Raw genomic sequence first — 26,917 nt, forward strand, 5'->3', positions numbered from 1 at the left:
CGCAAACACTGGTTTTGGCGCCGGGTGAGGGGCAAATCCGCGGCCCTCGGGAGCCCTTATGCAGTTTTTTACCGATTTAGCGCAATAAAGCTGACCAAATGGGTAGCTAGAGGCGGATATTTCCTTGTCGCTGTGCTAGTTTTGCCCGGTCTTACGCGAAGTCACTGCGTTAAGCGTGCAATCAGCATTTGTCAGGTCGAACCAAACCCTGATTTCGGCATCTATAACCCGACTCGTCGCGGTTATCGCCGAGGGTGCCAGATCCAGAAGATCGGGCTCGATGGCTGACACTGCACTCTGCAATCCATATGAATTTGATAGGGAAGGAACACTACATGGCTCTTACTAAAGACCAACTGATCGCCGACATCGCTGAAGCTATCGACGCGCCGAAAACCACCGCGCGTAACGCTCTGGACCAACTGGGTCAAATCGTTGCCGATCAGCTGGAAAACGGCGGCGAAATCACCTTGCCAGGTATCGGCAAGCTGAAAGTCACCGAGCGTCCTGCCCGCACTGGCCGTAACCCTTCGACTGGCGCTGCCATCGAAATCCCTGCCAAGAAAGTGATCAAGCTGGTTGTGGCCAAAGGCCTGACCGACGCTGTGAACAAGTAAGACGCAGCGATAAAAAAAACCGTGCGCCGGAGCGATCCGGGCACGGTTTTTTTGTGGCTGCGATTTGGCGAGGCGTTACGCCGCTCTGTAGGAGCTGACGAGTGAAACGAGGCTGCGATCTTTTAATCTTGTTTTTGAAAATCAGGATCGAGATCAAAAGATCGCAGCGTTTCGCAGCTCCTACAGGTTCAGCGCACCCAGCGCTCGCGCCGCCAGATCTCCTGCTCGGACTTGGTCTGGAACGTCCAGGCCACGAAGCGGCTCTGCTTCTGTCCCTGCGACATCTCCACTACTTGGCTCTCGAGCACGCCAGCTTTCTTCAGTGCAGTCTCGATGGCCGGCAGATTCGACGCTTTCGACACCAGCGTGCTGAACCACAACACCTTGTGCTGAAAGTTGGCGCTCTCTGCGATCAGTTGCGTCACGAAACGTGCTTCGCCACCCTCACACCACAATTCGGCTGACTGCCCGCCAAAGTTCAGCACCGGCAGTTTGCGTTTCGGATCGGCCCGGCCCAGTGCGCGCCATTTGCGCTCGCTGCCCTTGGTTGCTTCGTCCATGGAAGCGTGGAACGGCGGGTTGCACATGGTCAGGTCGAAACGCTCGCCCGGCTCCAGCAGGCCAATCAGGATGTGCTTGCGGTTTTCCTGCAGGCGCAACTGGATAACCTTGCTCAGGTCGTTGGACTGGACGATAGCCTTGGCAGCTGCAACGGCGGTCGGATCGATCTCCGAGCCGAGGAAGTGCCAGCGGTATTCGCTGTTGCCGATCAGCGGATAAACGCAGTTGGCGCCCATGCCGATGTCCAGCACATTGACGATCGCCCCGCGCGGCACCTTGCCGTCGTTCATGCTCGCCAGCAGATCCGCCAGAAAATGCACGTAATCGGCACGGCCCGGCACCGGAGGGCAGAGGTAATCCGCCGGGATGTCCCAGTGCTGGATGCCGTAGAACGACTTGAGCAGCGCCCGGTTGAACACGCGCACCGCGTCGGGGCTGGCGAAGTCGATGCTTTCCTTGCCGTACGGGTTGGTGATCACGTACTTGGCCAGTTCCGGCGTGGTCTTGATCAGCGCCGGGAAGTCGTAACGACCCTGATGGCGGTTGCGCGGGTGCAGGCTGGCCTTTTCACGCGGCTCGACGGCTTTGGTCGGGGTCGCGGCGTCAGGCTTCTTGCGCGCAGGTTTGGGGGGGCGGGGGGCATTCATGGGTGTGGTCGATTCGGGTATGGCTGAAAGTGGCGGGTATTGTCCCACATTGACGACGTATACGCCGATCCCATGTAGGAGCCTTCGGCAGCTCCTGCACGGGGAATTTGGTGGGAATAAAAAAGGGAAGCCACTTGGGCCTCCCTTTTTCATTGCGATGTGCCGTTACAGGCTGGCAATCCGCGCGTGCTGCTCGGCCAGCTTGCCCAGGGCCTGTTCGGCCTCGGCCAGTTTGGCGCGCTCCTTCTCGATGACTTCGGCCGGGGCCTTATCGACGAAACCGGCGTTGGACAGTTTGCCGCCAACGCGCTGGACTTCGCCCTGCAGACGCAGGATTTCCTTGTCCAGACGCGCCAGTTCCACGCCCTTGTCGATCAGGCCGGCCATCGGCACCAGCACTTCCATCTCGCCGACCAGTGCGGTGGCGGACAGCGGCGCATCTTCCCCGGCAGCCAGAACGGTGATCGATTCCAGACGCGCCAGCTTCTTCAGCAGTGCCTCGTTCTCGGTCAGACGGCGCTGGTCTTCAGCGCTGACGTTCTTCAGGTAGATCGGTAACGGTTTGCCCGGGCCGATGTTCATCTCGCCGCGAATGTTACGCGTGCCGAGCATCAAGCCCTTGAGCCATTCGATATCGTCCTCGGCGGCTGGATCGATGCGCTCCTCGTTAGCCACCGGCCACGGTTGCAGCATGATCGTCTTGCCCTGAGTGCCGGCCAGCGGCGCGATGCGCTGCCAGATTTCTTCAGTGATGAACGGCATGAACGGATGCGCCAGACGCAGCGCCACTTCCAGCACGCGCACCAGCGTACGGCGAGTGCCGCGCTGACGTTCGACCGGCGCGTTCTCGTCCCACAGCACAGGCTTGGACAATTCCAGATACCAGTCGCAGTACTGGTTCCAGATGAACTCGTACAGCGCTTGCGCGGCGAGGTCGAAACGGAACTGATCGAGTTGACGGGTCACTTCGGCTTCGGTGCGTTGCAGCTGCGAGATGATCCAGCGATCGGCCAGCGACAGCTCGTAGGCTTCACCGGTCTGGCCGCAATCTTCGCCCTTGTCCAGAACGTAGCGCGCGGCGTTCCAGATCTTGTTGCAGAAGTTGCGATAGCCTTCGACGCGGCCCATGTCGAACTTGATGTCGCGACCGGTCGAGGCCAGCGAGCAGAAGGTGAAACGCAGGGCATCGGTGCCATAGCTGGCGATACCGTCGGCGAACTCGTCGCGGGTCTGCTTCTCGATCTTCTTCGCCAGTTTTGGCTGCATCATGCCGGAAGTGCGTTTTTGCACCAGGGCTTCCAGCTCGATACCGTCGATGATGTCCAGCGGGTCAAGGACGTTGCCCTTGGACTTGGACATTTTCTGGCCCTGGCCGTCACGCACCAGACCGTGAACGTAAACGGTCTTGAACGGAACCTGCGGGGTACCGTCCTCGTTCTTGATCAGGTGCATGGTCAACATGATCATCCGGGCAACCCAGAAGAAGATGATGTCGAAACCGGTCACCAGCACGTCGGTGGAATGGAATTTCTTCAGGAATTCGGTCTGTTCAGGCCAGCCCAGCGTGGAGAACGTCCACAGGCCGGAGCTGAACCAGGTGTCGAGCACGTCGTTGTCCTGCAGCAGCGCAACGTCCGGCCCGAGATTGTGCCTGGCGCGCACTTCGGCTTCGTCGCGACCGACGTAGACCTTGCCCGACTCGTCGTACCAGGCCGGAATCCGGTGGCCCCACCACAGCTGACGGCTGATGCACCAGTCCTGGATGTCGCGCATCCACGAGAAGTACATGTTTTCGTACTGTTTAGGCACGAACTGGATGCGACCGTCTTCCACGGCGGCAATCGCAGGCTCGGCCAACGGCTTGGTCGACACGTACCACTGGTCGGTCAGCCACGGCTCGATAACGGTGCCGGAGCGGTCGCCTTTCGGCACTTTCAGGTTGTGATCGTCAACGCTGACCAGCAGGCCGGCGGCGTCGAATGCCGCGACGATCTGCTTGCGCGCTTCAAAACGCTCAAGACCGGCAAACTCGGCCGGAATCACGCCGTCGATGCTGTCGTTCAGCGTGCCGTCGAGGTTGAATGCCTGCGCTGCGGACAGCACGTGGGCGTTCTTGTCGAAGATGTTCAGCAGCGGCAGGTTGTGGCGCTTGCCGACTTCGTAGTCGTTGAAATCGTGAGCCGGGGTGATTTTCACGCAGCCGGTGCCGAATTCGGGATCGCAGTAATCGTCGGCGATGATCGGGATGCGGCGGCCAACCAGTGGCAGCTCGACAAACTGGCCGATCAGGGCTTTGTAGCGCTCATCGTTCGGGTTAACCGCGACGGCGGAATCGCCGAGCATGGTTTCCGGACGTGTGGTCGCGACGATCAGGAAATCGTTGCCTTCAGCCGTTTTGGCGCCGTCGGCCAGCGGGTATTTCAGGTTCCACAGGAAACCTTTCTCGTCATGGTTTTCCACTTCGAGGTCGGAAATCGCCGTGTGCAGTTTGGTGTCCCAGTTGACCAGGCGCTTGCCGCGGTAGATCAGGCCGTCTTCATGCAGGCGCACGAAGGCTTCCTTGACCGCTTCGGAGAGGCCGTCGTCCATGGTGAAGCGCTCGCGGCTCCAGTCGACGGACGAGCCGAGACGGCGGATCTGACGGCTGATGTTGCCGCCGGACTGATCCTTCCACTCCCAGACTTTCTCGAGGAATTTCTCGCGGCCCAGATCGTGACGGCTCTGGCCCTGGGCTTCGAGTTGACGCTCCACCAGCATTTGCGTAGCGATACCGGCGTGGTCGGTGCCCGGCTGCCACAGGGTGTCGCGACCCTGCATGCGGCGGAAACGGATCAGGGCGTCCATGATCGCGTTGTTGAAGCCGTGACCCATGTGCAGGCTGCCGGTGACGTTCGGCGGCGGGATCATGATGGTGTAGGAATCGCCCGCGCCTTGCGGTGCGAAGTAGTTCTCGGACTCCCAGGTCTTGTACCAGGAAGTTTCAATGGCGTGCGGCTGGTAGGTCTTATCCATGCGCGGCGGGACCCTATAGGCATTTATTCAGGAAAAGCCGGCAAGTATAGCGGGGCAGGGGGCCGAGGGCGAGCGGGGGAGGACAATGCGTCGATCAGTCTTACGGTTCGACGATTTCCCTGAAGGAGGGGCCGCAGGCTGCGATCTTTTGATCCTGTTTTTTAAAACCAAAGTCAAAAGATCGCAGCCTGCGGAAGCTCCTACAGGGGATCGGGGGTTATTCGTATTGGCCGAGGAGCCGCTCCATCCTTGCATCGAGGCGGCGCTTGATTTCGGTTTCGATGTGCGGTGCGAAGTCGTCGATGACGTCCTGCAGGATCAGTTGCGCGGCGGCGCGCAGTTCGCTGTCCAGATGCAATAGGGCGTCCGGGCCTTTATCCACAGGCGCAACAGCGGCTGGGGGAGGTGCGGGCTGCGGTTCGACAGTGGATGGCTCGGCGCCAACCGAATCGAACAGCATGGGAATCTGTTCCTGCTCAGTGTCGTCGACCGTATCGGTCAGCAGCGGCGGTTGCAGGTTGTCGTCGCCGAGCAACTGGCGGATCGATTCGAGATCGTCCAGCAGGTGTGCGGACTTTTGTTGCGGTTTCGGCGTGTCCATTGGCGTGCTCAGAGTCGCTGTAAACGGTGGTCTTGCAGAGGATAGCCCTGTTCGCGGTAGAAACGGAAACTCTCCCGCGCGGCGGCTCGAATCGTCGGATCTTCCACCACAACTTCCGCCACTCGGGCAAATTTGCTGGCGAAGGCCGGGACTTTCAGGTCGAGATTGACCAGCAGATCCTGATGCTGACCGCAGTCATCGCCCAGTCCCAGCACAATCAACCCCTCGGGTTCGCTGTCGGCAGGACCGTGGGGTACGAAGCTTTCACCTTTGAAGGCCCACAGGCGTGCATCCAGATCTTCGCGTTGAGCGGCATCGCTGCAGTGCAGGTAGATGCGATGGCCCATGCGCCAGGCCTTTTCGGTGAGCTTGCAGGCAAAATCCAGCCGCGCCGACGGATCGGCACTGGGCAGGATATAGAAGTCGACTTTGGTCATTGCGGTTCCAGAACGAACGGCGGCGTCACCGTGAAATGACGCCGCCGGCCGTCATCGGTTTCAGGCTTTAGCGCGATCGAGCAAGTATTGGGTCAGCAACGGTACCGGACGGCCGGTTGCGCCTTTGTCCTTACCGCCGCTGGTCCACGCGGTGCCTGCGATGTCCAGGTGCGCCCAGTTGAGGTTCTTGGTGAAGCGCGACAGGAAGCACGCGGCGGTGATGGTGCCGGCCTTTGGCCCGCCGATGTTCGCGATGTCGGCGAACGGGCTGTCCAGTTGTTCTTGATATTCGTCGAACAGCGGCAGCTGCCAGGCACGGTCGTCGGCGGCTTTGCCGGCGCTGAGCAGTTGGTCGATCAGTTCGTCGTTATTGCCCAGCAGGCCCGACGTGTGAGCGCCCAGTGCCACGACGCAAGCGCCGGTCAGCGTGGCGATATCGATCACCGCTTGCGGCTTGAAACGCTCGGCGTAAGTCAGCGCGTCGCACAGCACCAGACGGCCTTCGGCGTCGGTGTTGAGGATTTCCACGGTCTGGCCGCTCATGGTGGTGACGATGTCGCCAGGACGCGAAGCGTTGCCGCTCGGCATGTTTTCCGCGCAGGCAAGGATGCACACAAGATTGATTGGCAGCTTCAGCTCAAGCACCGCACGCAAAGTGCCGAACACGCTCGCGGCACCGCCCATGTCGTACTTCATTTCATCCATGCCGGCGCCCGGCTTGAGGCTGATGCCGCCGGTGTCGAAGGTGATGCCCTTGCCGACCAGTGCGTACGGCTTTTCGGATTTCTTGCCGCCGTTGTACTGCATGACGATCAGGCGTGGCGGTTGCGCGCTGCCCTGGCCAACGGCGTAGAAAGACCCCATGCCCAAGGATTTGATCTTCTTCTCGTCGAGCACTTCGACTTTAAGATCCTTGAATTCCTTGCCCAGGTTCTTGGCTTGTTCGCCCATGAACGTCGGGTGGCAGATGTTCGGCGGCAGGTTGCCAAGGTCGCGGGTGAACGCCATGCCGTTGGCGATCGCCGTGGCGTGGTTCACGGCGCGTTGCACTTCGGCCTGCGCAGCTTTGATAGTGACGAGGGTGATTTTCTTCAGCGCACGCGGCTCGGCTTTCTGGCTCTTGAACTGGTCAAAGGTGTAGCCGCCGTCGACCAGCGTTTCAGCCAGCAGACGGGTTTTGCCGTAGCTGTCGCGTCCCTTGACGATCACGTCGTCGAGCGCCAGCACGGCGTCAGTGCCGCCCAGACCTTTAAGGGTATTGAGGATGCCGGCGACAGTTTTGCGGAACGGACGGTCGCCCAGTTCTTCGTCCTTGCCCACGCCGACCAACAGCACGCGTTCGGCTTTCAGATTCGGCAGGCTGTGCAACAGCAGGCTCTGACCGACCTTGCCGGCCAGGTCGCCACGCTTGAGTACGGCGCTGATCGCACCGCCGCTCAGCTCGTCGACCAGTCTGGCGGCGACACCGAGTTTGCGGCCTTCGCCGACGGCAACCACCAGGGTGGCGGTTTTCAACGTTTCTGGGCTAACGCTTTTTACAACCAGTTCCATGTCCGGATCCCTGAATGAATGGTCAACACGCAGGCGTTCGACGGTTCGCAGTCGCCTGCTTTATAGATAGAAGAGGCGCAGGCCAAAGCCTGCGACAAGGGCCGCAGTTTGAACCTCGCTCCCCGCGCCTGACAACCCTCGGTTATGCGATCGGCAAAGGATTACAGAGATGGATGAGTGTGCGCAGTGACAGGCGCACACAATCACAGGATAATGCCGCATCTTTTTCGGCGGCTCTGCGTAGCGGGCCGGTCGATGTGTTTGCTTGTTTGGCCGCCTTAGCCTGACAACCCTGGAGTGTCTGGTTTGATCGTCTTCCGTTATCTGTCCCGCGAAGTCCTGTTGACCCTCAGCGCCGTAAGTGCCGTGCTGCTGGTCATCATCATGAGCGGTCGCTTCATCAAATACCTGGCGCAGGCTGCGGCCGGCCAGCTTGATCCGGGCTCGCTGTTCCTGATCATGGGCTTTCGTCTGCCGGGTTTCCTGCAGCTGATTCTGCCGCTGGGCCTGTTCCTCGGTATCCTGCTGGCTTACGGCCGCCTGTATCTCGAAAGCGAGATGACCGTGCTGTCGGCCACCGGCATGAGCCAGCAGAAGCTCTTTCGCATGACCCTGTTTCCGGCAACGCTGGTCGCGCTGGTGGTGGCCTGGCTGAGCCTGGGCCTAGCTCCGCAGGGCGCCAACCAGTTCCAGTTGCTGCTGAACAAGCAGGACGCGCTGACCGAATTCGATACGCTTGAGCCGGGACGTTTCCAGGCGCTGCGTGACGGTACGCGGGTGACTTACACCGAAACCCTGACGGACGATCGAGTCAATCTCGGCGGCGTCTTCATTTCGCAGAAAAACCTCGGCGCCGATCAAAAAGATCGCGGGATTTCCGTGTTGGTGGCCGAGTCTGGCCGCCAGGAAATACGCCCCGACGGCAATCGCTACCTGATTCTCGACAACGGCTACCGCTATGACGGAAGCCCGGGACAGGCGGATTACCGTGCCATCCACTACGAAACGTATGGCGTGCTGCTGCCCAAGCCGGACGTCAGCGAAGAAGTCACCGACCGCGACGCGATGCCGACTTCGTCCTTGTGGGGCAGTGATGACATCCGTTCGAGAACCGAGCTCCAATGGCGCATGTCCCTGCCGTTGCTGGTCTTCATCGTGACCCTGATGGCGGTGCCGCTGTCGCGGGTGAATCCGCGTCAGGGGCGTTTCCTCAAGCTGCTGCCGGCGATTCTTCTTTATATGGCTTACCTGACCATCCTGATTGCCGCGCGCGGCGCCCTTGAAAAAGGCAAGATCCCGCCGGCCCTGGGCTTGTGGTGGGTGCATGCGATCTTCCTGATCATCGGCCTCGGCCTGCTGTACTGGGAGCCGTTGCGTCTGAAGATGGCCAGCCGTCGTTCCGCCGCGCTGGAGGTGGCCCGTGGTTAAACTCGACCGCTACATCGGCAGCAGCGTGTTCATGGCAATCATCGCCGTGCTGGCGATCATCCTCGGTCTGGCGACCCTGTTTGCCTTCATCGATGAAATGGGCGACGTCAGCGACACCTATACCCTGGTTGATGTGCTCGGTTTTGTAGTGCTGACCGCGCCGCGCCGTCTCTACGAGATGTTGCCGATGGCGGCATTGATTGGCTGTCTGATCGGCCTCGGCAGTCTGGCCAGCAGCAGTGAACTGACCGTCATGCGCGCTGCGGGTGTTTCGATCGGCCGTATCGTCTGGGCCGTCATGAAACCGATGTTGGTGCTGATGCTGGCAGGCGTGCTGATCGGCGAATACGTCGCACCAGCCACCGAAAGCATGGCCCAGGCCAACCGCTCGCTGGCCCAAGGCAGCGGCGATGCGCAAAGCGCCAAGCACGGCATGTGGCACCGCCAGGGTGAGGAATTCATTCACATCAACGCCGTTCAGCCAAACGGTCTGTTGTACGGCGTGACGCGCTATCACTTCGATAAAGAGCGCCATCTGCTCAGCTCCAGCTTCGCCAAAAAAGCGGAGTTCGACGTTGATCACTGGCAGCTCAGCGAGGTGTCCACCACGCTGTTCAAAGAGCGCAGCACCGAAGTGGTGAATACGCCGACCGAACGCTGGGACGTATCGCTGAGCCCGCAACTTTTGAGTACCGTGGTCATGGCGCCGGAATCGCTGTCGATCAGCGGTTTGTGGGGTTATATCCACTATCTGGCCGATCAGGGCCTGAGCAACGGTCGTTACTGGCTGGCCTTTTGGGTCAAGGTGTTGCAGCCGCTGGTGACCGCGGCGCTGGTGCTGATGGCCATCTCGTTCATCTTCGGTCCGTTACGTTCGGTGACCCTGGGGCAGCGTGTCTTCACCGGTGTGCTGGTGGGCTTTACCTTCCGCATCGTCCAGGATCTGCTTGGCCCGTCGAGCCTGATGTTCGGTTTCTCGCCACTCTTCGCGGTGCTGGTCCCTGCCGCAGTCTGTGCGCTGGCGGGTGTCTGGTTGCTCAGGCGAGCGGGTTGATGAACAAGCTTTCATCCAGCGCTTGAACCCTGAAAACGCCTCGGTCGACAGATCGGGGCGTTTTTGCATGCAATCCGGGTGACAGGCGAACGTGACGCTTGCGCCGTGTATCAGGTACAATTCCCGGCTATTTTTCGGCGGGCCAAGCCTGCAGCCTTTTTGAGTGTTGATCCGTGAGTGATTTGAGTCATATCCGCAATTTCTCCATCATCGCCCACATTGACCATGGCAAGTCGACGCTGGCCGATCGCTTCATCCAGATGTGCGGCGGCCTGGCCGAGCGCGAAATGGAAGCCCAGGTTCTGGACTCCATGGACCTTGAGCGTGAACGCGGGATCACCATCAAGGCCCACAGCGTCACTCTCTATTACAAGGCCCGCGACGGCATCACCTACCAGTTGAACTTCATTGACACCCCGGGCCACGTCGACTTCACCTACGAAGTCAGCCGTTCCCTGGCCGCGTGCGAAGGTGCCTTGCTGGTGGTCGATGCGGGGCAGGGCGTTGAAGCCCAGTCCGTGGCCAACTGCTACACCGCTATCGAGCAGGGCCTTGAGGTCATGCCGGTGCTGAACAAGATCGACTTGCCGCAGGCCGAGCCGGATCGCGTCAAGGAGGAGATCGAGAAGATCATCGGCATCGACGCCGCCGACGCCGTTACGTGCAGCGCCAAGACCGGCCTGGGCGTCGACGAAGTGCTCGAGCGTCTGGTCAAGACCATCCCTGCGCCGACCGGCAACATCGAAGATCCGCTGCAAGCGTTGATCATCGACTCCTGGTTCGACAACTACCTGGGCGTCGTTTCCCTTGTGCGTGTTCGTCACGGCCGCGTGAAGAAGGGCGACAAGATTCTGGTCAAGTCCACCGGCAAGGTGCACCTGGTCGACAGCGTTGGCGTGTTCAACCCGAAACACACTGCCACCGTTGACCTGAAAGCCGGCGAAGTGGGCTTCATCATCGCCAGCATCAAGGACATTCACGGTGCGCCGGTCGGTGACACCCTGACCCTGAGCTCGACGCCCGATGTTCCAGTGCTGCCGGGCTTCAAGCGCATCCAGCCGCAGGTTTACGCCGGTCTGTTCCCGGTCAGCTCCGACGATTTCGAGGATTTCCGCGAAGCGCTGCAGAAGCTGACTCTCAACGACTCGTCGCTGCAATACACCCCGGAAAGTTCCGACGCGCTGGGCTTCGGCTTCCGTTGCGGCTTCCTCGGCATGCTGCACATGGAAATCATCCAGGAGCGCCTCGAGCGCGAGTACGACCTGGACCTGATCACCACGGCGCCGACGGTAATCTTTGAGCTGGTGCTGAAAACCGGTGAAACGATTTACGTCGACAACCCGTCGAAGCTTCCGGACGTCTCGGCCATCGAAGACATGCGCGAGCCGATCGTTCGCGCCAATATCCTCGTACCGCAAGAGCACCTGGGCAACGTCATCACCCTGTGCATCGAGAAGCGCGGCGTTCAGGTCGACATGCTGTTCCTCGGCAATCAGGTGCAAGTCACCTATGACCTGCCGATGAACGAAGTGGTCCTGGACTTCTTCGATCGTCTCAAATCCACCAGCCGCGGCTATGCTTCGCTGGACTACCATTTCGATCGTTACCAATCGGCTAATCTGGTGAAACTGGATGTGCTGATCAACGGCGACAAGGTCGATGCCCTGGCGTTGATCGTGCACCGTGACAATTCGCACTACAAAGGTCGCCAGTTGACCGAGAAAATGAAAGAACTGATTCCTCGTCAGATGTTCGACGTAGCCATTCAGGCCGCCATCGGTGGTCAGATCGTTGCGCGGACAACCGTCAAGGCACTCAGAAAGAACGTATTGGCCAAATGCTATGGCGGTGACGTCAGCCGTAAGAAGAAGCTGCTCGAGAAGCAAAAGGCCGGTAAGAAACGCATGAAGCAGGTCGGCAACGTGGAAATTCCACAAGAAGCCTTCCTTGCCGTGCTCAGGTTGGAATAGTCAGGTCCTATGTCACTAAATTTCCCGCTGTTGCTGGTCATCGCCGTGTTCGTCTGCGGCCTGTTGGCGTTGCTTGATCTGCTGTTCCTGGCGCCACGTCGCCGTGCCGCCATTGCCTCTTATCAAGGCAGTGTCAGTCAGCCCGAAGCCGTGGTCGTCGAGAAACTGAACAAAGAGCCGCTGCTGGTTGAATACGGCAAGTCGTTCTTCCCGGTGTTGTTCATCGTGCTGGTGCTGCGTTCGTTCCTTGTGGAGCCGTTCCAGATTCCTTCGGGTTCGATGAAACCAACCCTGGACGTCGGCGATTTCATCCTGGTGAACAAGTTTTCCTACGGGATCCGTTTGCCGGTGATCGACAAGAAGATCATCGAAGTCGGTGACCCGCAGCGCGGCGATGTCATGGTGTTCCGCTTCCCAAGCGACCCGAATGTCAACTACATCAAACGTGTGGTCGGCCTGCCGGGCGACACGGTGCGGTACACCGCCGACAAGCGTCTATTCGTCAATGGTGAGTCGATCGCCGAGAAGATGGCCGGCGCCGAGGCGGGTTCGCTGGGCAGCGCGGAGCTCTATCAGGAAAAACTCGGCGCGGCCGAACACCTGATCCGCAAGGAAATGAGCCGCTACCGCGCCACCCCTGATCGCTCGTGGACAGTGCCTGCCGGGCACTACTTCATGATGGGCGACAACCGCGACAACTCGAACGACAGTCGCTATTGGGATGACCCGAACATTCCGAAAAATCTGCTCGGCATGGTTCCCGACAAGAACATTGTCGGCAAGGCCTTCGCGGTCTGGATGAGCTGGCCAGAGCCGAAACTCAGCCACCTGCCTAATTTCTCGCGGGTCGGCCTGATCAAGTAATCAAACACGGCGCTGTTGACCACAGCGCCGAATGCATTTCTGGAGCCGGCACAATCGGCTTCGCAATCGCCAGGATCTTTTTTTTGAACACAGCGTTAATTGTCCCAGGCCTGCGCCGTACCCCGGCGATGGCAGCGGAATCCAGCCACGAACTCAGCGTGGGTAAACCGTGAGCGTTTCTTTGAGCCGTCTCGAGCGCCAGCTCGGTTACACCTTCAAGGACCAGGAGCTGATGCTGCTGGCCCTCACGCACCGTAGTTTTGCCGGGCGCAACAACGAGCGTCTGGAATTCCTCGGTGATGCCATCCTCAACTTCGTCGCTGGCGAGGCGCTGTTCGATCGCTTCCCGCTGGCCCGCGAAGGCCAGTTGTCGCGTCTGCGCGCGCGATTGGTGAAAGGTGAGACGCTGGCCGTTCTGGCTCGCGGTTTCGACCTTGGCGATTACCTGCGTCTGGGTTCCGGTGAACTGAAAAGCGGCGGCTTCCGTCGTGAATCGATTTTGGCTGATGCCCTCGAAGCGTTGATCGGTGCGATCTACCTCGACGCTGGCATGGATGTCGCTCGCGAGCGTGTGCTGGCCTGGCTGGCCGGCGAGTTCGAAGGCCTGACGCTGGTCGACACCAACAAGGACCCCAAAACCCGTCTGCAGGAACATCTGCAATCGCGCGGTTGCGAACTGCCTCGTTACGAGGTCGTGGACATCCAGGGTGAGCCGCACTGCCGAACCTTCTTCGTCGAATGCGAAGTGGTCTTACTGAATGAAAAAAGCCGAGGTCAGGGTGTGAGCCGTCGTATTGCCGAACAGGTAGCGGCCGCCGCAGCACTGATTGCCCTGGGCGTGGAGAATGGCAATGACTGATACAAACGCAACTCGCTGTGGCTACGTTGCCATCGTCGGCCGTCCCAACGTGGGCAAGTCTACGCTGCTGAACCATATCCTGGGACAGAAGCTGGCGATCACCTCGCGCAAGCCGCAAACCACCCGTCACAACATGCTCGGAATCAAGACCGAGGGTGACGTGCAGGCGATTTACGTCGACACACCCGGCATGCACAAGGGGGGCGAAAAGGCCCTGAACCGTTACATGAACAAAACCGCGTCGGCCGCGTTGAAAGACGTCGACGTGGTGATCTTCGTGGTCGATCGCACCAAGTGGACCGACGAAGACCAGATGGTTCTGGAACGCGTGCAATACGTGACCGGCCCGCTGATCGTCGCGCTGAACAAGACTGATCGCATTGAAGACAAAGCCGAGCTGATGCCGCACCTCAGCTGGTTGCAAGAGCAACTGCCGAACGCGCAGATCATCCCGATTTCCGCGCAGCATGGGCATAACCTCGACGCGCTGGAGAAGGTCATCGCCGATCATCTGCCGGAGAACGATCACTTCTTTCCGGAAGACCAGATCACAGACCGCAGCAGCCGTTTTCTTGCCGCCGAACTGGTGCGCGAGAAAATCATGCGCCAGATGGGCGCCGAGCTGCCGTACCAGATCACCGTCGAGATCGAAGAGTTCAAGCAGCAGGGCAAAACCCTGCATATTCACGCGCTGATTCTCGTCGAACGTGACGGCCAGAAGAAGATCATCATTGGCGACAAGGGCGAGCGCATCAAACGCATCGGCACGGAGGCGCGCAAGGACATGGAGCTGTTGTTCGACTCCAAGATCATGCTCAACCTGTGGGTCAAGGTGAAGGGCGGCTGGTCCGATGACGAGCGCGCGCTGCGTTCGCTGGGTTACGGCGACCTGTAAGTAGCGATCTCGAAAACACCGATACTCACTGTGGGAGCGAGCCTGCTCGCGAAGAGGATGTAACATTCAGCATTGATGTTGACTGTCACTCCGCTTTCGCGAGCAGGCTCGTTCCCACAGTGGTTTTGGGTTGTATGTAAAACCGCGTTTCTTCATCGAGAACTCAATGTCGCAAAACCCACCCCCCGCCCAACCTGCCTACGTCCTGCACTCGCGCGCCTACCGCGAAACCAGCGCGCTGGTCGATTTCCTCACGCCGCAAGGTCGGCTGCGGGCAGTGCTGCGCAGTGCGCGGGGTAAGGCCGGGACATTGGCGCGGCCGTTTGTATCGCTGGAAGTGGAGTTTCGTGGCAAGGGTGAGCTGAAGAATGTCGGGCGCATGGAGAGTTCCGGTACCTCGGCCTGGCTCAACGGCGAGGCGCTGTTCAGCGGTCTTTACCTCAATGAATTGTTGATTCGCCTGTTACCCGCCGAAGATCCGCATCCTGCGGTTTTCGATCACTACGCCGCGACGCTGCTGGCCCTGGCTGAAGGCCGGCCGCTGGAACCCTTGTTGCGATCCTTCGAATGGCGGCTGCTGGACGATCTCGGCTATGGCTTTTCCATGAACACCGACATTCACGGCGAGCCTGTTGCGCCTGACGGTCTTTATCGATTGCAAGTGGATGCCGGCCTCGAGCGCGTTTACCTGTTGCAGCCGGGCCTGTTCAATGGCGCTGAATTGTTGGCCATGGCCGAAGCCGACTGGTCAGCGCCCGGTGCGCTGTCGGCGGCCAAGCGTCTGATGCGTCAGGCACTGGCCGTTCATTTGGGCGGGCGGCCCCTTGTAAGCCGCGAGCTGTTTCGCAAGCCCTGATATGCTGTGCGCCGAATCTTTCTCTTCAGGAGCGCGCACCCGTGACCACCAGCAACCGCATTCTTCTTGGCGTGAACATCGACCACGTCGCCACCCTGCGTCAGGCCCGTGGCACGCGCTACCCTGATCCGGTCAAGGCAGCGCTGGACGCGGAAGAGGCGGGCGCCGACGGCATCACGGTGCACCTGCGTGAAGACCGCCGGCACATTCAGGAGCGCGACGTGCTCTTGCTTAAAGACGTGCTGCAAACCCGCATGAACTTCGAGATGGGCGTTACCGAAGAAATGATGGCGTTCGCTGAGCGCATTCGCCCGGCGCACATCTGCCTGGTACCGGAAACCCGCCAGGAGCTGACCACTGAAGGTGGACTGGATGTGGCTGGGCAGGAAGAACGAATCAGGGCTGCGGTCGAGCGTCTGTCGAAGATGGGCAGCGAAGTCTCGCTGTTTATCGATGCCGATGAGCGCCAGATTGCGGCGTCGAAGCGCGTCGGCGCTCCGGCGATCGAGCTGCACACCGGGCGTTATGCCGATGCTGAAACGCCAACTCAAGTGGCTGAAGAACTGAAGCGCGTGGCCGATGGTGTGGCGTTTGGTCTGGCGCAGGGGCTCATCGTCAATGCCGGCCATGGTCTGCATTATCACAACGTGGAAGCGGTCGCAGCGATCAAGGGCATCAACGAGTTGAACATCGGCCATGCGCTGGTGGCGCACGCGTTGTTTGTCGGGTTCAAGTCTGCGGTGTCGGAGATGAAAGCGCTGATTCTGGCGGCTGCCAAATCCTGAGCAGCTACACAAAACCCCTGTGGGAGCGAGCCTGCTCGCGAAAACGATGTATCAGTCAAAGATGATGTCGACTGACACGACGCTTTCGCGAGCAGGCTCGCTCCTACAGTTGGATTTGAGGTGTGGGTTAAAGCGGGGCGGGTTCTTGCGCGGGTTTTGACTTGTCGATGGCTGGCACATGCAAATTGCCTTCAGCCACCTGATCGCCTTCAAGCTGCGGCTGGGTCACCCAGGTCAGAATGTCGTAATAGCGACGGATGTTCGCCACGAAATGCACCGGCTCGCCGCCGCGGGCGTAGCCGTAGCGGGTTTTGCTGTACCACTGTTTCTGCGACAGCCGGGGCAGGATCTTTTTCACATCCAGCCACTTGTCCGGATTCAACCCTTCCTTGGCCGTCAATTTGCGCGCGTCGTCCAGATGCCCGCTGCCGACGTTGTAAGCCGCCAACGCGAACCAGGTGCGGTCCGGTTCCTTGATGGAGTCGTCGAGCTGGTCCTTCATATAAGCCAGGTACTTGGCGCCGCCCATGATGCTCTGTCTGGGATCGAGGCGGTTGGACACGCCCATCGCCTGAGCGGTGTTCTGGGTCAGCATCATCAGGCCGCGCACGCCGGTTTTCGAGGTCACCGTCGGCTGCCAGAGCGATTCCTGATAGCCGATGGCGGCGAGCAGGCGCCAATCGACTTTCTCTTTCTTTGCGTAGTTCTTGAAGTGTTGTTCGTACTTCGGCAGGCGCTGCTGCAAATGCTGGGCGAAGGTGGTGGCGCCCATATAACCGAGAACATCGACATGGCCGTAGTAGCGGTCTTTCAAACGTTGCAGGGTGCCGTTCTTCTGAACCTTGTCCAGATAGTCATTGATTTCGTTGAGCAGGCTGTTGTCTTCGCCCGGCCCGACGGCCCAGCTCTGGCTGCGCGCATCGCCAAGATCGAAGGCCACGCGGATGTTAGTGAAATACACCTGATTCATCGCCACTTCATTGGAATCGACCAGGGTCAGGTCAATCTGCCCTTCATCGACCATGCGCAACAGGTCAACCACCTCGACGGCGTCGGACTCTTCATATTCGATGCCGGGAAATTTCTGTTTCAGCTCGGCCAGTTGCTCGGCGTGGGTGCTGCCCTTGAGCACGGTGATCTTCTTGCCGACCAGGTCGGCCGGATCGGTAGGCCGTGACTGGCCGTTGCGATAGATGATCTGCGGAGTGACTTCAAGGTAGGAGTGGGAGAACCGCACCTGCTTTTTACGCCCATCGCTGCTGACCAGGCCGGCCGCGGCGAGCACCGGGCCATTCGGCTTGCCGACCTGGTTGAAGAGGTCATCGAGGTTGTCAGCGGTCTCGATCTTCAGCTCGACGCCCAAATCGTCGGCGAAGCGCTTCACCAGCTCGTATTCGAAGCCGGTTTCACCGCTGCGATCCTGAAAGTAGGTGGCGGGGCTGTTACGGGTAATCACCCGCAGCACACCATCCTCCTTTACGCGCTCGAGTGTGTTGGGTTTATCAACACAGCCGCCGAGCACCAGGAAGAGTCCGGTTGCGATCAGCCATTTGGCGTACCGCGGACGCAAAGCCGTTGGGAAAAACATCTGCGCAGTATACGCAAACGGCCACGGGCGCCATATCTCGACAGTGCAGGGCGAGTCTGCTAGCGATCACAAAATCGCACGAAACGCCGAAAAATCAGGGGGTGCGGGCATTTTGTTACAGTAAAAATAAGCTGCTCTCCGGCTGCCGATTTATCTGACTCCCGAGGCAGAAACACAGATCGGTGTTCGAGTGCAACCGTGCGTAGCGTTTCGGGTGATGTTGAGGGCGGTTTAGGCTAGAATGCACGGCCTCAAAGCACACCCCTTCCCGAGGCTGTCCCGAAGATGTTGATCCTGCGCGGCGCTCCTGCCCTTTCTGCCTTTCGCCACAGCAAACTCCTTGAGCAACTGAGCCAGAAGGTTCCAGCTGTCAGTGGCCTGTATGCTGAATTCGCTCACTTCGCCGAAGTCACCGGCGTCCTGACCGGCGACGAACAGCAGGTGCTTGCGCGCCTTCTGAAGTACGGCCCAAGTGTTCCGGTACAAGAGCCGACCGGCCGTCTGTTTCTGGTGTTGCCGCGTTTCGGCACCATCTCGCCATGGTCGAGCAAGGCCAGCGACATCGCACGCAATTGCGGCCTGAGCAAGATCCAGCGCCTGGAGCGCGGTATCGCGTTCTACGTGGCCGGCCAGTTCAGCGAAGCCGAAGCCCAGTTGGTTTCGGACGCCCTGCATGACCGCATGACGCAGATCGTTCTGGCCAACCTCGAACAGGCTGCCGGCCTGTTCAGTCACGCCGAGCCGAAGCCGCTGACGGCCATCGACATCCTCGGCGGTGGTCGCGCTGCGTTGGAAAAGGCCAACACCGAACTGGGTCTGGCTCTTGCCGAAGACGAGATCGATTATCTGGTCAACGCTTTCAACGGCCTCAAGCGCAACCCGCACGACATCGAATTGATGATGTTCGCCCAGGCCAACTCCGAGCACTGCCGCCACAAGATCTTCAACGCCAGTTGGGATATTGATGGCCAGAGCCAGGAAAAAAGCCTGTTCGGCATGATCAAGAACACCTACGTGATGCACAGCGAAGGCGTGCTGTCGGCTTACAAGGACAACGCTTCGGTAATTGTCGGTAATGTCGCCGGCCGCTTCTTCCCGAACCCTGAAACCCGCCAGTACGGCGCGGTGCAGGAGCCGGTGCACATCCTGATGAAAGTCGAGACTCACAACCACCCGACCGCGATTGCCCCGTTCCCGGGCGCGTCCACCGGTTCCGGTGGCGAGATTCGCGACGAAGGTGCAACCGGTCGTGGCGCCAAGCCAAAAGCTGGCCTGACCGGTTTCACCGTGTCCAACCTGCAGATCCCGGGTTTCGAACAGCCATGGGAAGTGCCATACGGCAAGCCTGAGCGCATCGTTACCGCACTGGACATCATGATCGAAGGCCCGCTCGGCGGCGCTGCGTTCAACAACGAATTCGGTCGTCCGGCACTGACCGGCTATTTCCGTACCTTCGAACAATCGATCACCACCCCGCACGGTGATGAAGTGCGTGGCTACCACAAGCCGATCATGCTCGCTGGCGGCATGGGTAACATCCGCGAAGAACACGTCAAGAAAGGCGATATCGTCGTAGGCTCCAAGCTGATCGTTCTCGGCGGCCCGGCAATGCTGATCGGCCTGGGCGGCGGCGCGGCTTCCTCCATGGCCACCGGCACCAGCTCGGCGGATCTGGACTTTGCTTCCGTGCAGCGTGAAAACCCTGAGATGGAACGTCGCTGCCAGGAAGTCATCGACCGTTGCTGGCAACTGGGTGACAAGAACCCGATCAGCTTCATCCACGACGTGGGCGCGGGCGGTCTGTCCAACGCCTTCCCGGAGCTGGTCAACGACGGTGAGCGCGGTGGCCGTTTCGAACTGCGCAACATTCCAAACGACGAACCGGGCATGGCCCCGCACGAAATCTGGTCCAACGAATCCCAGGAACGTTACGTCCTGGCCGTCGGCCCTGAAGATTTCGAGCGCTTCCAGGCCATCTGCGAACGTGAGCGCTGCCCGTTTGCCGTGGTCGGCGAAGCCACTGCCGAGCCGCAACTGACCGTGACTGACAGCCACTTCGGCAACAATCCGGTGGACATGCCACTGGAAGTGTTGCTGGGCAAGGCGCCACGCATGCACCGTTCGGTGGTTCGCGAAGCTGAACTGGGCGATGATTTCGATCCGTCGAACCTCGACATCAGCGACTGCATCGAACGCGTTCTGCATCACCCGGCCGTGGCGAGCAAAAGCTTCCTGATCACCATCGGCGACCGCACCATCACCGGCCTCGTGGCCCGTGACCAGATGGTCGGCCCATGGCAAGTGCCGGTGGCCGACGTTGCCGTCACCGCCACCAGTTTCGACGTGTACACCGGTGAAGCCATGGCGATGGGCGAGCGTACTCCGCTGGCATTGCTGGACGCGCCGGCGTCGGGCCGCATGGCTATCGGCGAAACCCTGACCAACATTGCCGCTTCGCGCATCAACAAGCTTTCCGACATCAAACTGTCGGCAAACTGGATGTCCGCCGCTGGCCACCCGGGCGAAGACGCGCGTCTGTACGACACCGTGAAGGCAGTCGGCATGGAGCTGTGCCCCGAGCTGGGCATCACCATTCCGGTGGGCAAGGACTCGATGTCCATGGCCACTCGCTGGAACGACAACGGCGAAGAAAAAACCGTGACTTCGCCGATGTCGCTGATCGTGACCGGTTTCGCGCCAGTGGCTGACATCCGTCAGACCCTGACCCCGGAACTGCGCATGGACAAGGGCACCACCGACCTGATCCTGATCGACCTCGGTCGCGGCCAGAATCGCATGGGTGCTTCGATCCTTGCACAGGTGCACGGCAAACTCGGCAAGCACGCTCCGGATGTTGACGATGCCGAAGACCTGAAAGCCTTCTTCGCCGTCATTCAAGGCCTCAACGCTGACGGTCATTTGTTGGCGTACCACGACCGTTCCGACGGTGGTCTGCTGACCTCCGTGGTGGAAATGGCGTTTGCCGGCCACTGCGGTCTGAGCCTGAACCTGGACAGCGTGGCGGAGAGCTCTGCGGAAATCGCCGCGATCCTGTTCAACGAAGAACTGGGCGCCGTGATCCAGGTTCGTCAGGACGCCACGCCGGATATTCTCGCGCAGTTCAGCGCGGCCGGCCTGGGCGACTGCGTGTCGGTGATCGGTCAGCCGATCAACAATGGCCAGATCAACATCACCTTCAACGGTGACACCGTGTTCGAAGGCCAGCGTCGTCTGCTGCAACGTCAGTGGGCCGAGACCAGCTACCGGATCCAGCGTCTGCGCGACAACGCCGACTGCGCCGAGCAAGAGTTCGATGCGCTGCTGGAAGAAGACAACCCGGGCCTCAGCGTCAAACTGAGCTACGACGTGAATCAGGACGTCGCCGCGCCTTACATCAAGAAAGGCATCCGCCCACAGGTTGCCGTACTGCGTGAGCAGGGCGTCAACGGTCAGGTGGAAATGGCCGCCGCATTCGACCGCGCCGGTTTCAGTGCGATCGACGTGCACATGAGCGACATTCTGGCCGGCCGTGTTGATCTGAACGAGTTCAAGGGCCTGGTGGCGTGCGGCGGTTTTTCCTACGGCGACGTGCTAGGTGCCGGTGAAGGCTGGGCCAAGTCGGCGCTGTTCAACAGCCGCGCTCGCGATGCGTTCCAGGGCTTCTTCGAGCGCAACGACAGCTTCACCCTCGGCGTGTGCAACGGTTGCCAGATGATGTCCAACCTGCACGAGCTGATCCCGGGCAGCGAGTTCTGGCCGCACTTCGTGCGCAACCGCTCCGAGCAGTTCGAGGCGCGGGTGGCGATGGTTCAGGTTCAGGAGTCGAATTCGATCTTCCTGCAGGGCATGGCCGGTTCGCGTATGCCGATCGCCATTGCTCACGGTGAAGGTCATGCCGAGTTCGCCAGCGAAGAGGCATTGCTGGAAGCCGATCTGTCCGGTTGTGTGGCGATGCGTTTTGTCGACAACCACGGCAAGGTCACCGAGGCGTATCCGGCCAACCCGAACGGTTCGCCGCGCGGGATTACCGGTCTCACCAGCCGTGACGGGCGCGTGACGATCATGATGCCGCACCCGGAGCGTGTGTTTCGTGCGGTGCAGAACTCGTGGCGTTCGGAAGAGTGGAACGAAGATGCACCTTGGATGCGTATGTTCCGTAACGCACGTGTCTGGGTTAACTAAGGCCTGTGTACAAGCTCGCGTTTTTTGTTCCTGACAGTCATGTCGAGGTGGTCAAGGGTGCCGTGTTCGCTGCCGGTGGTGGGCGGATCGGTGACTATGACCACTGCGCCTGGCAGGTGCTCGGGTCTGGTCAGTTTCGACCTTTGGACGGGAGTCAGCCGTTCATGGGTGAGGCGGGGCGGGTCGAGCAGGTTGAGGAATGGAAGGTGGAGCTTGTCGTGGCGGATGAGTTGATCGTTGCTGTTGTGGCGGCGTTGAAGCTTAGCCATCCGTATGAGACGCCGGCTTATGAGGTATGGCGGTTGGAGGATTTCTGATCTTTCTGCTGCTGAGACAGGGAACCCGCTGAGAGTGATTTCAGCGGGTTTTTTGTTGGCCACGGTTTCTTGCCTGACTCATTTAACGGCCCAAAGGAAGCAAAGGTCTGTGCCCCAACGTTCGGCCCGCTCGCTGGAGCTCGGGGTTCCTTCGTTCCGGAATCGATCCGGGCGCATCGCCGCCGGTTTGTTTCGCTGCACCTCCTTTCGATGTGTTTGGCTGCGCCAAACGGTCGCTGCGATCAGGATCAAGCGGTACTCGAGCTAACGCTCATTGTCTGAGCGGGGCGGCTTCGCCGCGTGGGGCCAGGCTGATTTTGCTTTGCTTTGCTTTACTCTTGTGGGAGCGAGCCTGCTCGCGAAGGCAGCCTGACAGCCGACGAATTATTGAGGTGTCGTCATTCCCGTGTAGGAGCTCCAGGTCAGGCCTTGGCGCTGACTTCGCTGCGTTTGACCAGTGCCAAAAGTGCTCCGCTCAAACTGGCAGCCTTGTCGCCCACCAACAGGTGCCAGACGCCACCCTCCAACTGGCTGACGCCCTTGCAACCCAGCGCCATTAACTGCGCTTCGGACAACGCTTTGCCATCCGCCAACTGCAAGCGGATCCGGCTCATGGCAATGCAATCGAGTTGCAGCACATTGTCGCCGCCGCCCAACGCTTTCAACCATTGCTGCGCTTGCGAAGCCGCGATCACCAGCGCTTTTGGCTCGTCGACAATTGCAGCGGATTCAGCAAGCACCGCACGCCCCAATGCCGGCATCGCCAGGCGAATTTCGTCAGCGATGCTGTCCGCCAGCGGCCCGACCACCACTTGCAGACTCCCGCCCTTGCCGGGGCGCACAACGGCCATCGCACCCAGCGCTTTCAGATCAGCATCGGAGGCCTTGTTGCGATCGACCATCTCCAGCCGCAACCGCGTGGTGCAGGCGCCCACGGTGAGCAGATTCTCCGCGCCACCGAGGGCCTTGATGTAAGCCCCGGCACGTTCGTTCTCCGCAAAAACCGCTTTCTGCGCCGTCGCCACGTCCTCACGCCCCGGTGTCTTCAGGTTGAAACGACGGATACAGAAGTCGAAAACCAGGTAATAGATCACTGCATAGGCGAGGCCCACCGGAATCACCAGCCAGCCATTGGTGGACTTGCCCCAGCCGAGGATCATATCGATGAAACCGCCCGAGAAAGTGAAACCCAGATGGATGTCCAAGCCATTGGTAATCGCCATCGACAGTCCGGTCAGCAATGCATGCAGCAGGTACAACAACGGCGCGAGAAACATAAAGGCGAATTCGATCGGCTCGGTCACGCCGGTCAGAAATGAGGTCAGCGCCATCGACAGGAATATCCCGCCCATGACCTTGCGCCGTTCCGGCAGGGCGTTGCGATACATCGCCAGGCAGGCAGCGGGCAGGCCGAAGATCATCATCGGGAACATGCCGGTCATGAACTGGCCGCCCTTTGGATCGCCGGCGAAGTAGCGCGACAGGTCTCCGGTCACCAACGCACCCGTAGTCGGGTCAGTGAAGTTGCCGAACACGAACCACGCCATGTTGTTGAGGATGTGGTGCAGCCCGGTGACGATCAGCAGACGATTGAACACGCCGAAGACGAACGCGCCGAGGCTGCCGCTTTCCATCATCAGCGCGCCGAAGGCGTTGATGCCGTGTTGGATCGGCGGCCAGATGTAGCCGAAGACCACGCCCAGCCCGACCGCTGCGAAGCCGGTGACGATCGGCACGAAACGCCGGCCGCCGAAGAACGCCAGGTACTCCGGCAGCTTGATGTCCTTGAAGCGGTTGTACAGCGCGCCGGCCATCAGGCCGCTGACGATCCCGGCGAGCATGCCCATGTTGATGGTCGAGTCGAGCACCTTGAGGGTCGAGATCATCACCAGGTATCCGATGACCCCGGCCAGGCCGGCGGTGCCATTGTTGTCCTTGGCGAAACCGACGGCGATGCCGATGGCGAAAATCATCGCCAGGTTGGCAAAGATCACTTGGCCGGCGTCGTGAATGATCGCGATGTCGAGCAGGTCGGTGTCGCCCAGGCGCAGCAGCAGACCGGCAATCGGCAGAATCGCGATGGGCAGCATCAGTGCGCGGCCGAGGCGTTGCAGGCCTTCGATGAAGAGTTGATACATGGCGTTTGTCCTTGTTGTTTTTGTTAGCGCAGTGGCCAATGTTGATGACAGGCCTCACGCACCGCTGCGGCGCTGCTCAGCTTGAGCAGGTCGCGGGCGAGGCGCTGGCATTCGGCTTCGTGCAACTGGCGCACGCGGTCCTTGATTTCACCGATCTGCACCGGGCTCACCGACAGTTCGGTCACGCCCAGGCCGATCAGCACCGGCGTCGCCAGCGGGTCGGAGGCGAGGGCGCCGCAGACGCCGACCCAGCGCTTGTGCACCGCCGCGCCTTCGCAAGTCATGGCGATCAGTCGCAGCAGCGCCGGGTGCAAGGCGTCGACCCGCGCGGCCAGACCTGCGTGGTCGCGGTCCATGGCCAGGGTGTATTGCGAGAGATCGTTGGTACCGATCGAGAGAAAGTCGGCGTGTTCGGCCAGTTGCTCGGCTTGCAGCGCGGCGGCGGGGACCTCGATCATCACGCCGATTTCCGGACGCTGAGCAATGCCGAGCTGAAGGCACAGGGCTTCGACGCGCTGGCGAATCTGCAGCAGTTCGCCGACTTCGGTGACCATCGGCAACAGGATCCGGCAACGTTGAAGCGGGCGGATTTGCAGCAGCGCGCGCAGTTGCTGATCGAGGATTTCCGGTCGCGCCTGGGCCAGACGAATGCCGCGCAGGCCGAGCACTGGGTTGGCTTCGGCGGGCAGCGGCAGGTAGTCGAGCTGTTTGTCGCCACCGACGTCGATGGTGCGGATGATCACTGATTTTTCACCCATGGCATCGAGCACGCCTTGATAGGCGAGGCGCTGCTCTTCGACGTCCGGCGCAGTCTGGCGGTCGACGAACAGAAACTCCGTGCGCAACAGGCCGACGCCATCGGCACCGTTGGCAAAAGCGTCCGCCGCTTCATGGCTTGAGGCGACATTGGCGACGACTTCAATGGCCACGCCATTGCGGGTTTCGGCAGGCAGATGAGCGTTGGCTTGCTGTGCATCGCGCCGTTGTTGGCGATCTATTTGCGCTTGATTGACCTCGGCCAGACGCTCGTCATTTGGCGTCAGTTCGAGGCGACCACCGTCAGCATCGAGCACCACCGCGTGACCTTGCGGCTGATCGAGTAATGCCGAGCCCAGGGCAACGAGGCACGGCAGACCTTTGCCGCGCGCCAGGATCGCCACGTGCGACGTTGCGCCGCCCTCGGCCATGCACAACCCGGCGACTCCCTGCGCGCTGAGTTGCAGCAGATCCGACGGGGTCAGTTCATGCGCAGCGACGATGGCGCCGGCTGGTACATCGTAATGCCAGGCCTCGCCAAGCAGGGCGCGCAATACGCGTTGCTTGAGGTCGCGCAGGTCGTTGGCGCGCTCGGCCAGCAGCGCACTGCCGGTATCTTGCAGCACGGTGCATTGCGCCTCGATCGATTGATTCCAGGCGTGGGTCGCGGCGGTGCCTTGGGCGATGGATTGCCGGGCGGCGTCGAGCAGGGCCGGATCTTCGAGCAATGCAAGATGCGCGGCGAAGATTGCTTCTTCATCGGCGTTTTTCTGCTTTTTTGCCTGGGTGAGCGTGCCGTCGATTTCGCAACGCACATGATTCAACGCCGCTTCGAGTGCAGGCATTTGCTCAAGGGGATCATTGTTGCCAGCGTCCGTCGGCAGACTGATCGTGCTCAAGCGAAACAGTGGCCCACCGACCAGTCCCGGCGCTGCGCAAACGCCGTGCAGCGTGCCGGCCTCGACAGGCCGTTCTGGTGCTGCAACGCAGACCGGCGCCGCAGCGTGATGATCATCGGGCAGCGCGGTAGCCAACGCTGCAAGCAGCGCTTGCAACGCAGCCTCGGCATCCGGCCCCTGACAGCTGACCTGCACTTCATCCTGCTCGCCAACCGCGAGCCCCATCAATCCGATCAGGCTGTTGCACGGTGCGGATTTGCCGGCGAAGTGCAGATGCGCCTGGCTTTTGAAGCCTTGTGCCGTCTGGCGAATCAGCGCGGCGGGGCGTGCGTGCAAACCGCCGCGATGAGCCACGCGCACCTGGCCATGAATCTCGGGACCGGCGACAGCTTCGGCATTCGCCGCCTCAGCGTTGCGGGCGACGATGTGCAGCAACGGCTCGCCGACTTTCACCGCTTTGAGCGTGATCGGGCGCAGATGAAAGTCCGCACTGTTAGTCAGAATCAACAGACTGATCAGGCTTTTGCACTGCTGACCGACTTTGTCGAGGTCGTAGCGCAACAGCGGCTGGCTCTGGCTGACGCGGTCACCTTCCTTGACCAGCATCGCGAAACCTTCGCCGTTGAGCTCAACGGTGTCGAGGCCCAGATGCAGGAGGATTTCCGCGCCGTTGTCGGCGCGTACGGTGACGGCGTGGCTGCTGCGTGCGACGTGGATGATCACGCCGGCGCAGGGCGAATACAGCGTGTCGTTGATGGGATCGATGGCAATGCCATCGCCCATTGCGCCGCTGGCAAACACCGCGTCCGGCACCTTGGCAAGCGTGAGCACCGGGCCGCTGAGCGGGGCGCTGAGGGTCAGCTCTTTATTGTTGTCGGGCATGGCTGGGTCTCATCAGGT

Annotated in this window: 19 protein-coding genes; 11 read left to right on the forward strand and 8 right to left on the reverse strand. The window is 60.5% G+C overall.

From position 1 onward, the window contains the following. Nucleotides 1-335 precede the first annotated feature (335 nt). Nucleotides 336-617 carry an HU family DNA-binding protein gene (locus HU727_RS17750; RefSeq protein WP_003221909.1) on the forward strand — a complete coding sequence of 94 codons (282 nt, stop codon included), beginning with the start codon at nt 336-338 and terminating at the stop codon, nt 615-617. Nucleotides 618-805: 188 nt separating this feature from the next. On the opposite strand, the gene rlmF is transcribed toward HU727_RS17750, so the two are convergent. The 5 genes from rlmF to HU727_RS17775 all read right to left on the reverse strand — a co-directional run bounded on the left by rlmF (nt 806) and on the right by HU727_RS17775 (nt 7,426). Continuing rightward, nucleotides 806-1,825 (reverse strand): 23S rRNA (adenine(1618)-N(6))-methyltransferase RlmF, encoded by a 1,020-nt coding sequence (gene rlmF, locus HU727_RS17755; protein WP_186532822.1) that lies wholly within the window; start codon nt 1,823-1,825, stop codon nt 806-808. A gap of 165 nt (nt 1,826-1,990) precedes the next feature. Beyond that, nucleotides 1,991-4,837: a valine--tRNA ligase gene (locus HU727_RS17760; protein WP_186532823.1), complete on the reverse strand. Its 2,847-nt coding sequence runs from the start codon at nt 4,835-4,837 to the stop codon at nt 1,991-1,993. A gap of 217 nt (nt 4,838-5,054) precedes the next feature. Next, entirely contained in the window at nt 5,055-5,438 is a 384-nt protein-coding gene (locus tag HU727_RS17765) for a DNA polymerase III subunit chi (RefSeq protein ID WP_186532824.1), read from the reverse strand. Between the two features lie 8 nt (nt 5,439-5,446). Beyond that, nucleotides 5,447-5,875, reverse strand: a complete 429-nt coding sequence (locus tag HU727_RS17770) for a DNA polymerase III subunit chi (protein ID WP_186532825.1) — start codon at nt 5,873-5,875, stop codon at nt 5,447-5,449. 60 nt (nt 5,876-5,935) lie between these two features. Next, nucleotides 5,936-7,426 carry a leucyl aminopeptidase gene (locus HU727_RS17775; RefSeq protein ID WP_186532826.1) on the reverse strand — a complete coding sequence of 497 codons (1,491 nt, stop codon included), beginning with the start codon at nt 7,424-7,426 and terminating at the stop codon, nt 5,936-5,938. Nucleotides 7,427-7,732: 306 nt separating this feature from the next. Here HU727_RS17775 and lptF point away from each other — a divergent pair, with 306 nt between their 5' ends. From lptF to pdxJ, 8 genes are all read left to right on the forward strand, one after another. After that, a complete protein-coding gene (gene lptF / locus HU727_RS17780; RefSeq protein WP_186532827.1) occupies nt 7,733-8,854 on the forward strand; it encodes an LPS export ABC transporter permease LptF in 1,122 nt (373 codons plus the stop codon). Then, a complete protein-coding gene (gene lptG, locus HU727_RS17785) occupies nt 8,847-9,908 on the forward strand; it encodes an LPS export ABC transporter permease LptG (protein WP_186532828.1) in 1,062 nt (353 codons plus the stop codon). The genes lptF and lptG overlap by 8 nt, the downstream gene beginning before the upstream one ends. Before the next feature lie 173 nt (nt 9,909-10,081). After that, nucleotides 10,082-11,878 (forward strand): translation elongation factor 4, encoded by a 1,797-nt coding sequence (lepA, locus tag HU727_RS17790; RefSeq protein ID WP_186532829.1) that lies wholly within the window; start codon nt 10,082-10,084, stop codon nt 11,876-11,878. Between the two features lie 9 nt (nt 11,879-11,887). Beyond that, nucleotides 11,888-12,742, forward strand: a complete 855-nt coding sequence (lepB, locus tag HU727_RS17795) for a signal peptidase I (RefSeq protein WP_186532830.1) — start codon at nt 11,888-11,890, stop codon at nt 12,740-12,742. A 169-nt stretch (nt 12,743-12,911) separates the two neighbouring features. Beyond that, on the forward strand, nt 12,912-13,601 hold the full coding sequence (rnc, locus tag HU727_RS17800) for a ribonuclease III (RefSeq protein WP_024011703.1): 690 nt from the start codon (nt 12,912-12,914) through the stop codon (nt 13,599-13,601). Continuing rightward, nucleotides 13,594-14,496, forward strand: a complete 903-nt coding sequence (gene era / locus HU727_RS17805) for a GTPase Era (RefSeq protein ID WP_007909024.1) — start codon at nt 13,594-13,596, stop codon at nt 14,494-14,496. The genes rnc and era overlap by 8 nt, the downstream gene beginning before the upstream one ends. 166 nt (nt 14,497-14,662) lie before the next feature. Next, on the forward strand, nt 14,663-15,352 hold the full coding sequence (gene recO / locus HU727_RS17810; RefSeq protein WP_186532831.1) for a DNA repair protein RecO: 690 nt from the start codon (nt 14,663-14,665) through the stop codon (nt 15,350-15,352). 41 nt (nt 15,353-15,393) lie between these two features. Continuing rightward, a complete protein-coding gene (pdxJ, locus tag HU727_RS17815) occupies nt 15,394-16,137 on the forward strand; it encodes a pyridoxine 5'-phosphate synthase (RefSeq protein WP_186532832.1) in 744 nt (247 codons plus the stop codon). A gap of 127 nt (nt 16,138-16,264) precedes the next feature. Here the strand turns inward: pdxJ and mltF are convergent, their stop codons facing one another. Continuing rightward, a complete protein-coding gene (gene mltF / locus HU727_RS17820) occupies nt 16,265-17,725 on the reverse strand; it encodes a membrane-bound lytic murein transglycosylase MltF (RefSeq protein WP_186532833.1) in 1,461 nt (486 codons plus the stop codon). Nucleotides 17,726-18,010: 285 nt separating this feature from the next. Here mltF and purL point away from each other — a divergent pair, with 285 nt between their 5' ends. After that, nucleotides 18,011-21,907 carry a phosphoribosylformylglycinamidine synthase gene (purL, locus tag HU727_RS17825; RefSeq protein ID WP_186532834.1) on the forward strand — a complete coding sequence of 1,299 codons (3,897 nt, stop codon included), beginning with the start codon at nt 18,011-18,013 and terminating at the stop codon, nt 21,905-21,907. A 5-nt stretch (nt 21,908-21,912) separates the two neighbouring features. Continuing rightward, nucleotides 21,913-22,224: a YqfO family protein gene (locus tag HU727_RS17830; RefSeq protein ID WP_186532835.1), complete on the forward strand. Its 312-nt coding sequence runs from the start codon at nt 21,913-21,915 to the stop codon at nt 22,222-22,224. A gap of 422 nt (nt 22,225-22,646) precedes the next feature. On the opposite strand, the gene nagE is transcribed toward HU727_RS17830, so the two are convergent. Then, nucleotides 22,647-24,362 carry an N-acetylglucosamine-specific PTS transporter subunit IIBC gene (nagE, locus tag HU727_RS17835; protein ID WP_186532836.1) on the reverse strand — a complete coding sequence of 572 codons (1,716 nt, stop codon included), beginning with the start codon at nt 24,360-24,362 and terminating at the stop codon, nt 22,647-22,649. Nucleotides 24,363-24,385: 23 nt separating this feature from the next. Beyond that, nucleotides 24,386-26,899, reverse strand: coding sequence for a phosphoenolpyruvate--protein phosphotransferase (gene ptsP, locus HU727_RS17840; protein ID WP_186532837.1), 2,514 nt, complete (start codon nt 26,897-26,899; stop codon nt 24,386-24,388). Between the last annotated feature and the right edge of the window lie 18 nt (nt 26,900-26,917).

Origin of the sequence: Pseudomonas khorasanensis, assembly GCF_014268505.2 — a bacterium.
In the GTDB taxonomy this organism is placed as follows: Bacteria; Pseudomonadota; Gammaproteobacteria; order Pseudomonadales; family Pseudomonadaceae; genus Aquipseudomonas; species Aquipseudomonas khorasanensis.

What these genes read in the sequence shown, in the direction of transcription:
- ptsP (WP_186532837.1), bottom strand. Translation starts at nt 26,899, where the DNA reads ATGCCCGACAACAATAAAGAGCTGACCCTCAGCGCCCCGCTCAGCGGC.
- HU727_RS17770 (WP_186532825.1), bottom strand. Translation starts at nt 5,875, where the DNA reads ATGACCAAAGTCGACTTCTATATCCTGCCCAGTGCCGATCCGTCGGCG.
- recO (WP_186532831.1), top strand. Translation starts at nt 14,663, where the DNA reads ATGTCGCAAAACCCACCCCCCGCCCAACCTGCCTACGTCCTGCACTCG.
- lepB (WP_186532830.1), top strand. Translation starts at nt 11,888, where the DNA reads ATGTCACTAAATTTCCCGCTGTTGCTGGTCATCGCCGTGTTCGTCTGC.
- HU727_RS17760 (WP_186532823.1), bottom strand. Translation starts at nt 4,837, where the DNA reads ATGGATAAGACCTACCAGCCGCACGCCATTGAAACTTCCTGGTACAAG.
- purL (WP_186532834.1), top strand. Translation starts at nt 18,011, where the DNA reads ATGTTGATCCTGCGCGGCGCTCCTGCCCTTTCTGCCTTTCGCCACAGC.
- HU727_RS17775 (WP_186532826.1), bottom strand. Translation starts at nt 7,426, where the DNA reads ATGGAACTGGTTGTAAAAAGCGTTAGCCCAGAAACGTTGAAAACCGCC.
- rlmF (WP_186532822.1), bottom strand. Translation starts at nt 1,825, where the DNA reads ATGAATGCCCCCCGCCCCCCCAAACCTGCGCGCAAGAAGCCTGACGCC.
- HU727_RS17750 (WP_003221909.1), top strand. Translation starts at nt 336, where the DNA reads ATGGCTCTTACTAAAGACCAACTGATCGCCGACATCGCTGAAGCTATC.
- HU727_RS17765 (WP_186532824.1), bottom strand. Translation starts at nt 5,438, where the DNA reads ATGGACACGCCGAAACCGCAACAAAAGTCCGCACACCTGCTGGACGAT.
- mltF (WP_186532833.1), bottom strand. Translation starts at nt 17,725, where the DNA reads ATGTTTTTCCCAACGGCTTTGCGTCCGCGGTACGCCAAATGGCTGATC.
- nagE (WP_186532836.1), bottom strand. Translation starts at nt 24,362, where the DNA reads ATGTATCAACTCTTCATCGAAGGCCTGCAACGCCTCGGCCGCGCACTG.
- era (WP_007909024.1), top strand. Translation starts at nt 13,594, where the DNA reads ATGACTGATACAAACGCAACTCGCTGTGGCTACGTTGCCATCGTCGGC.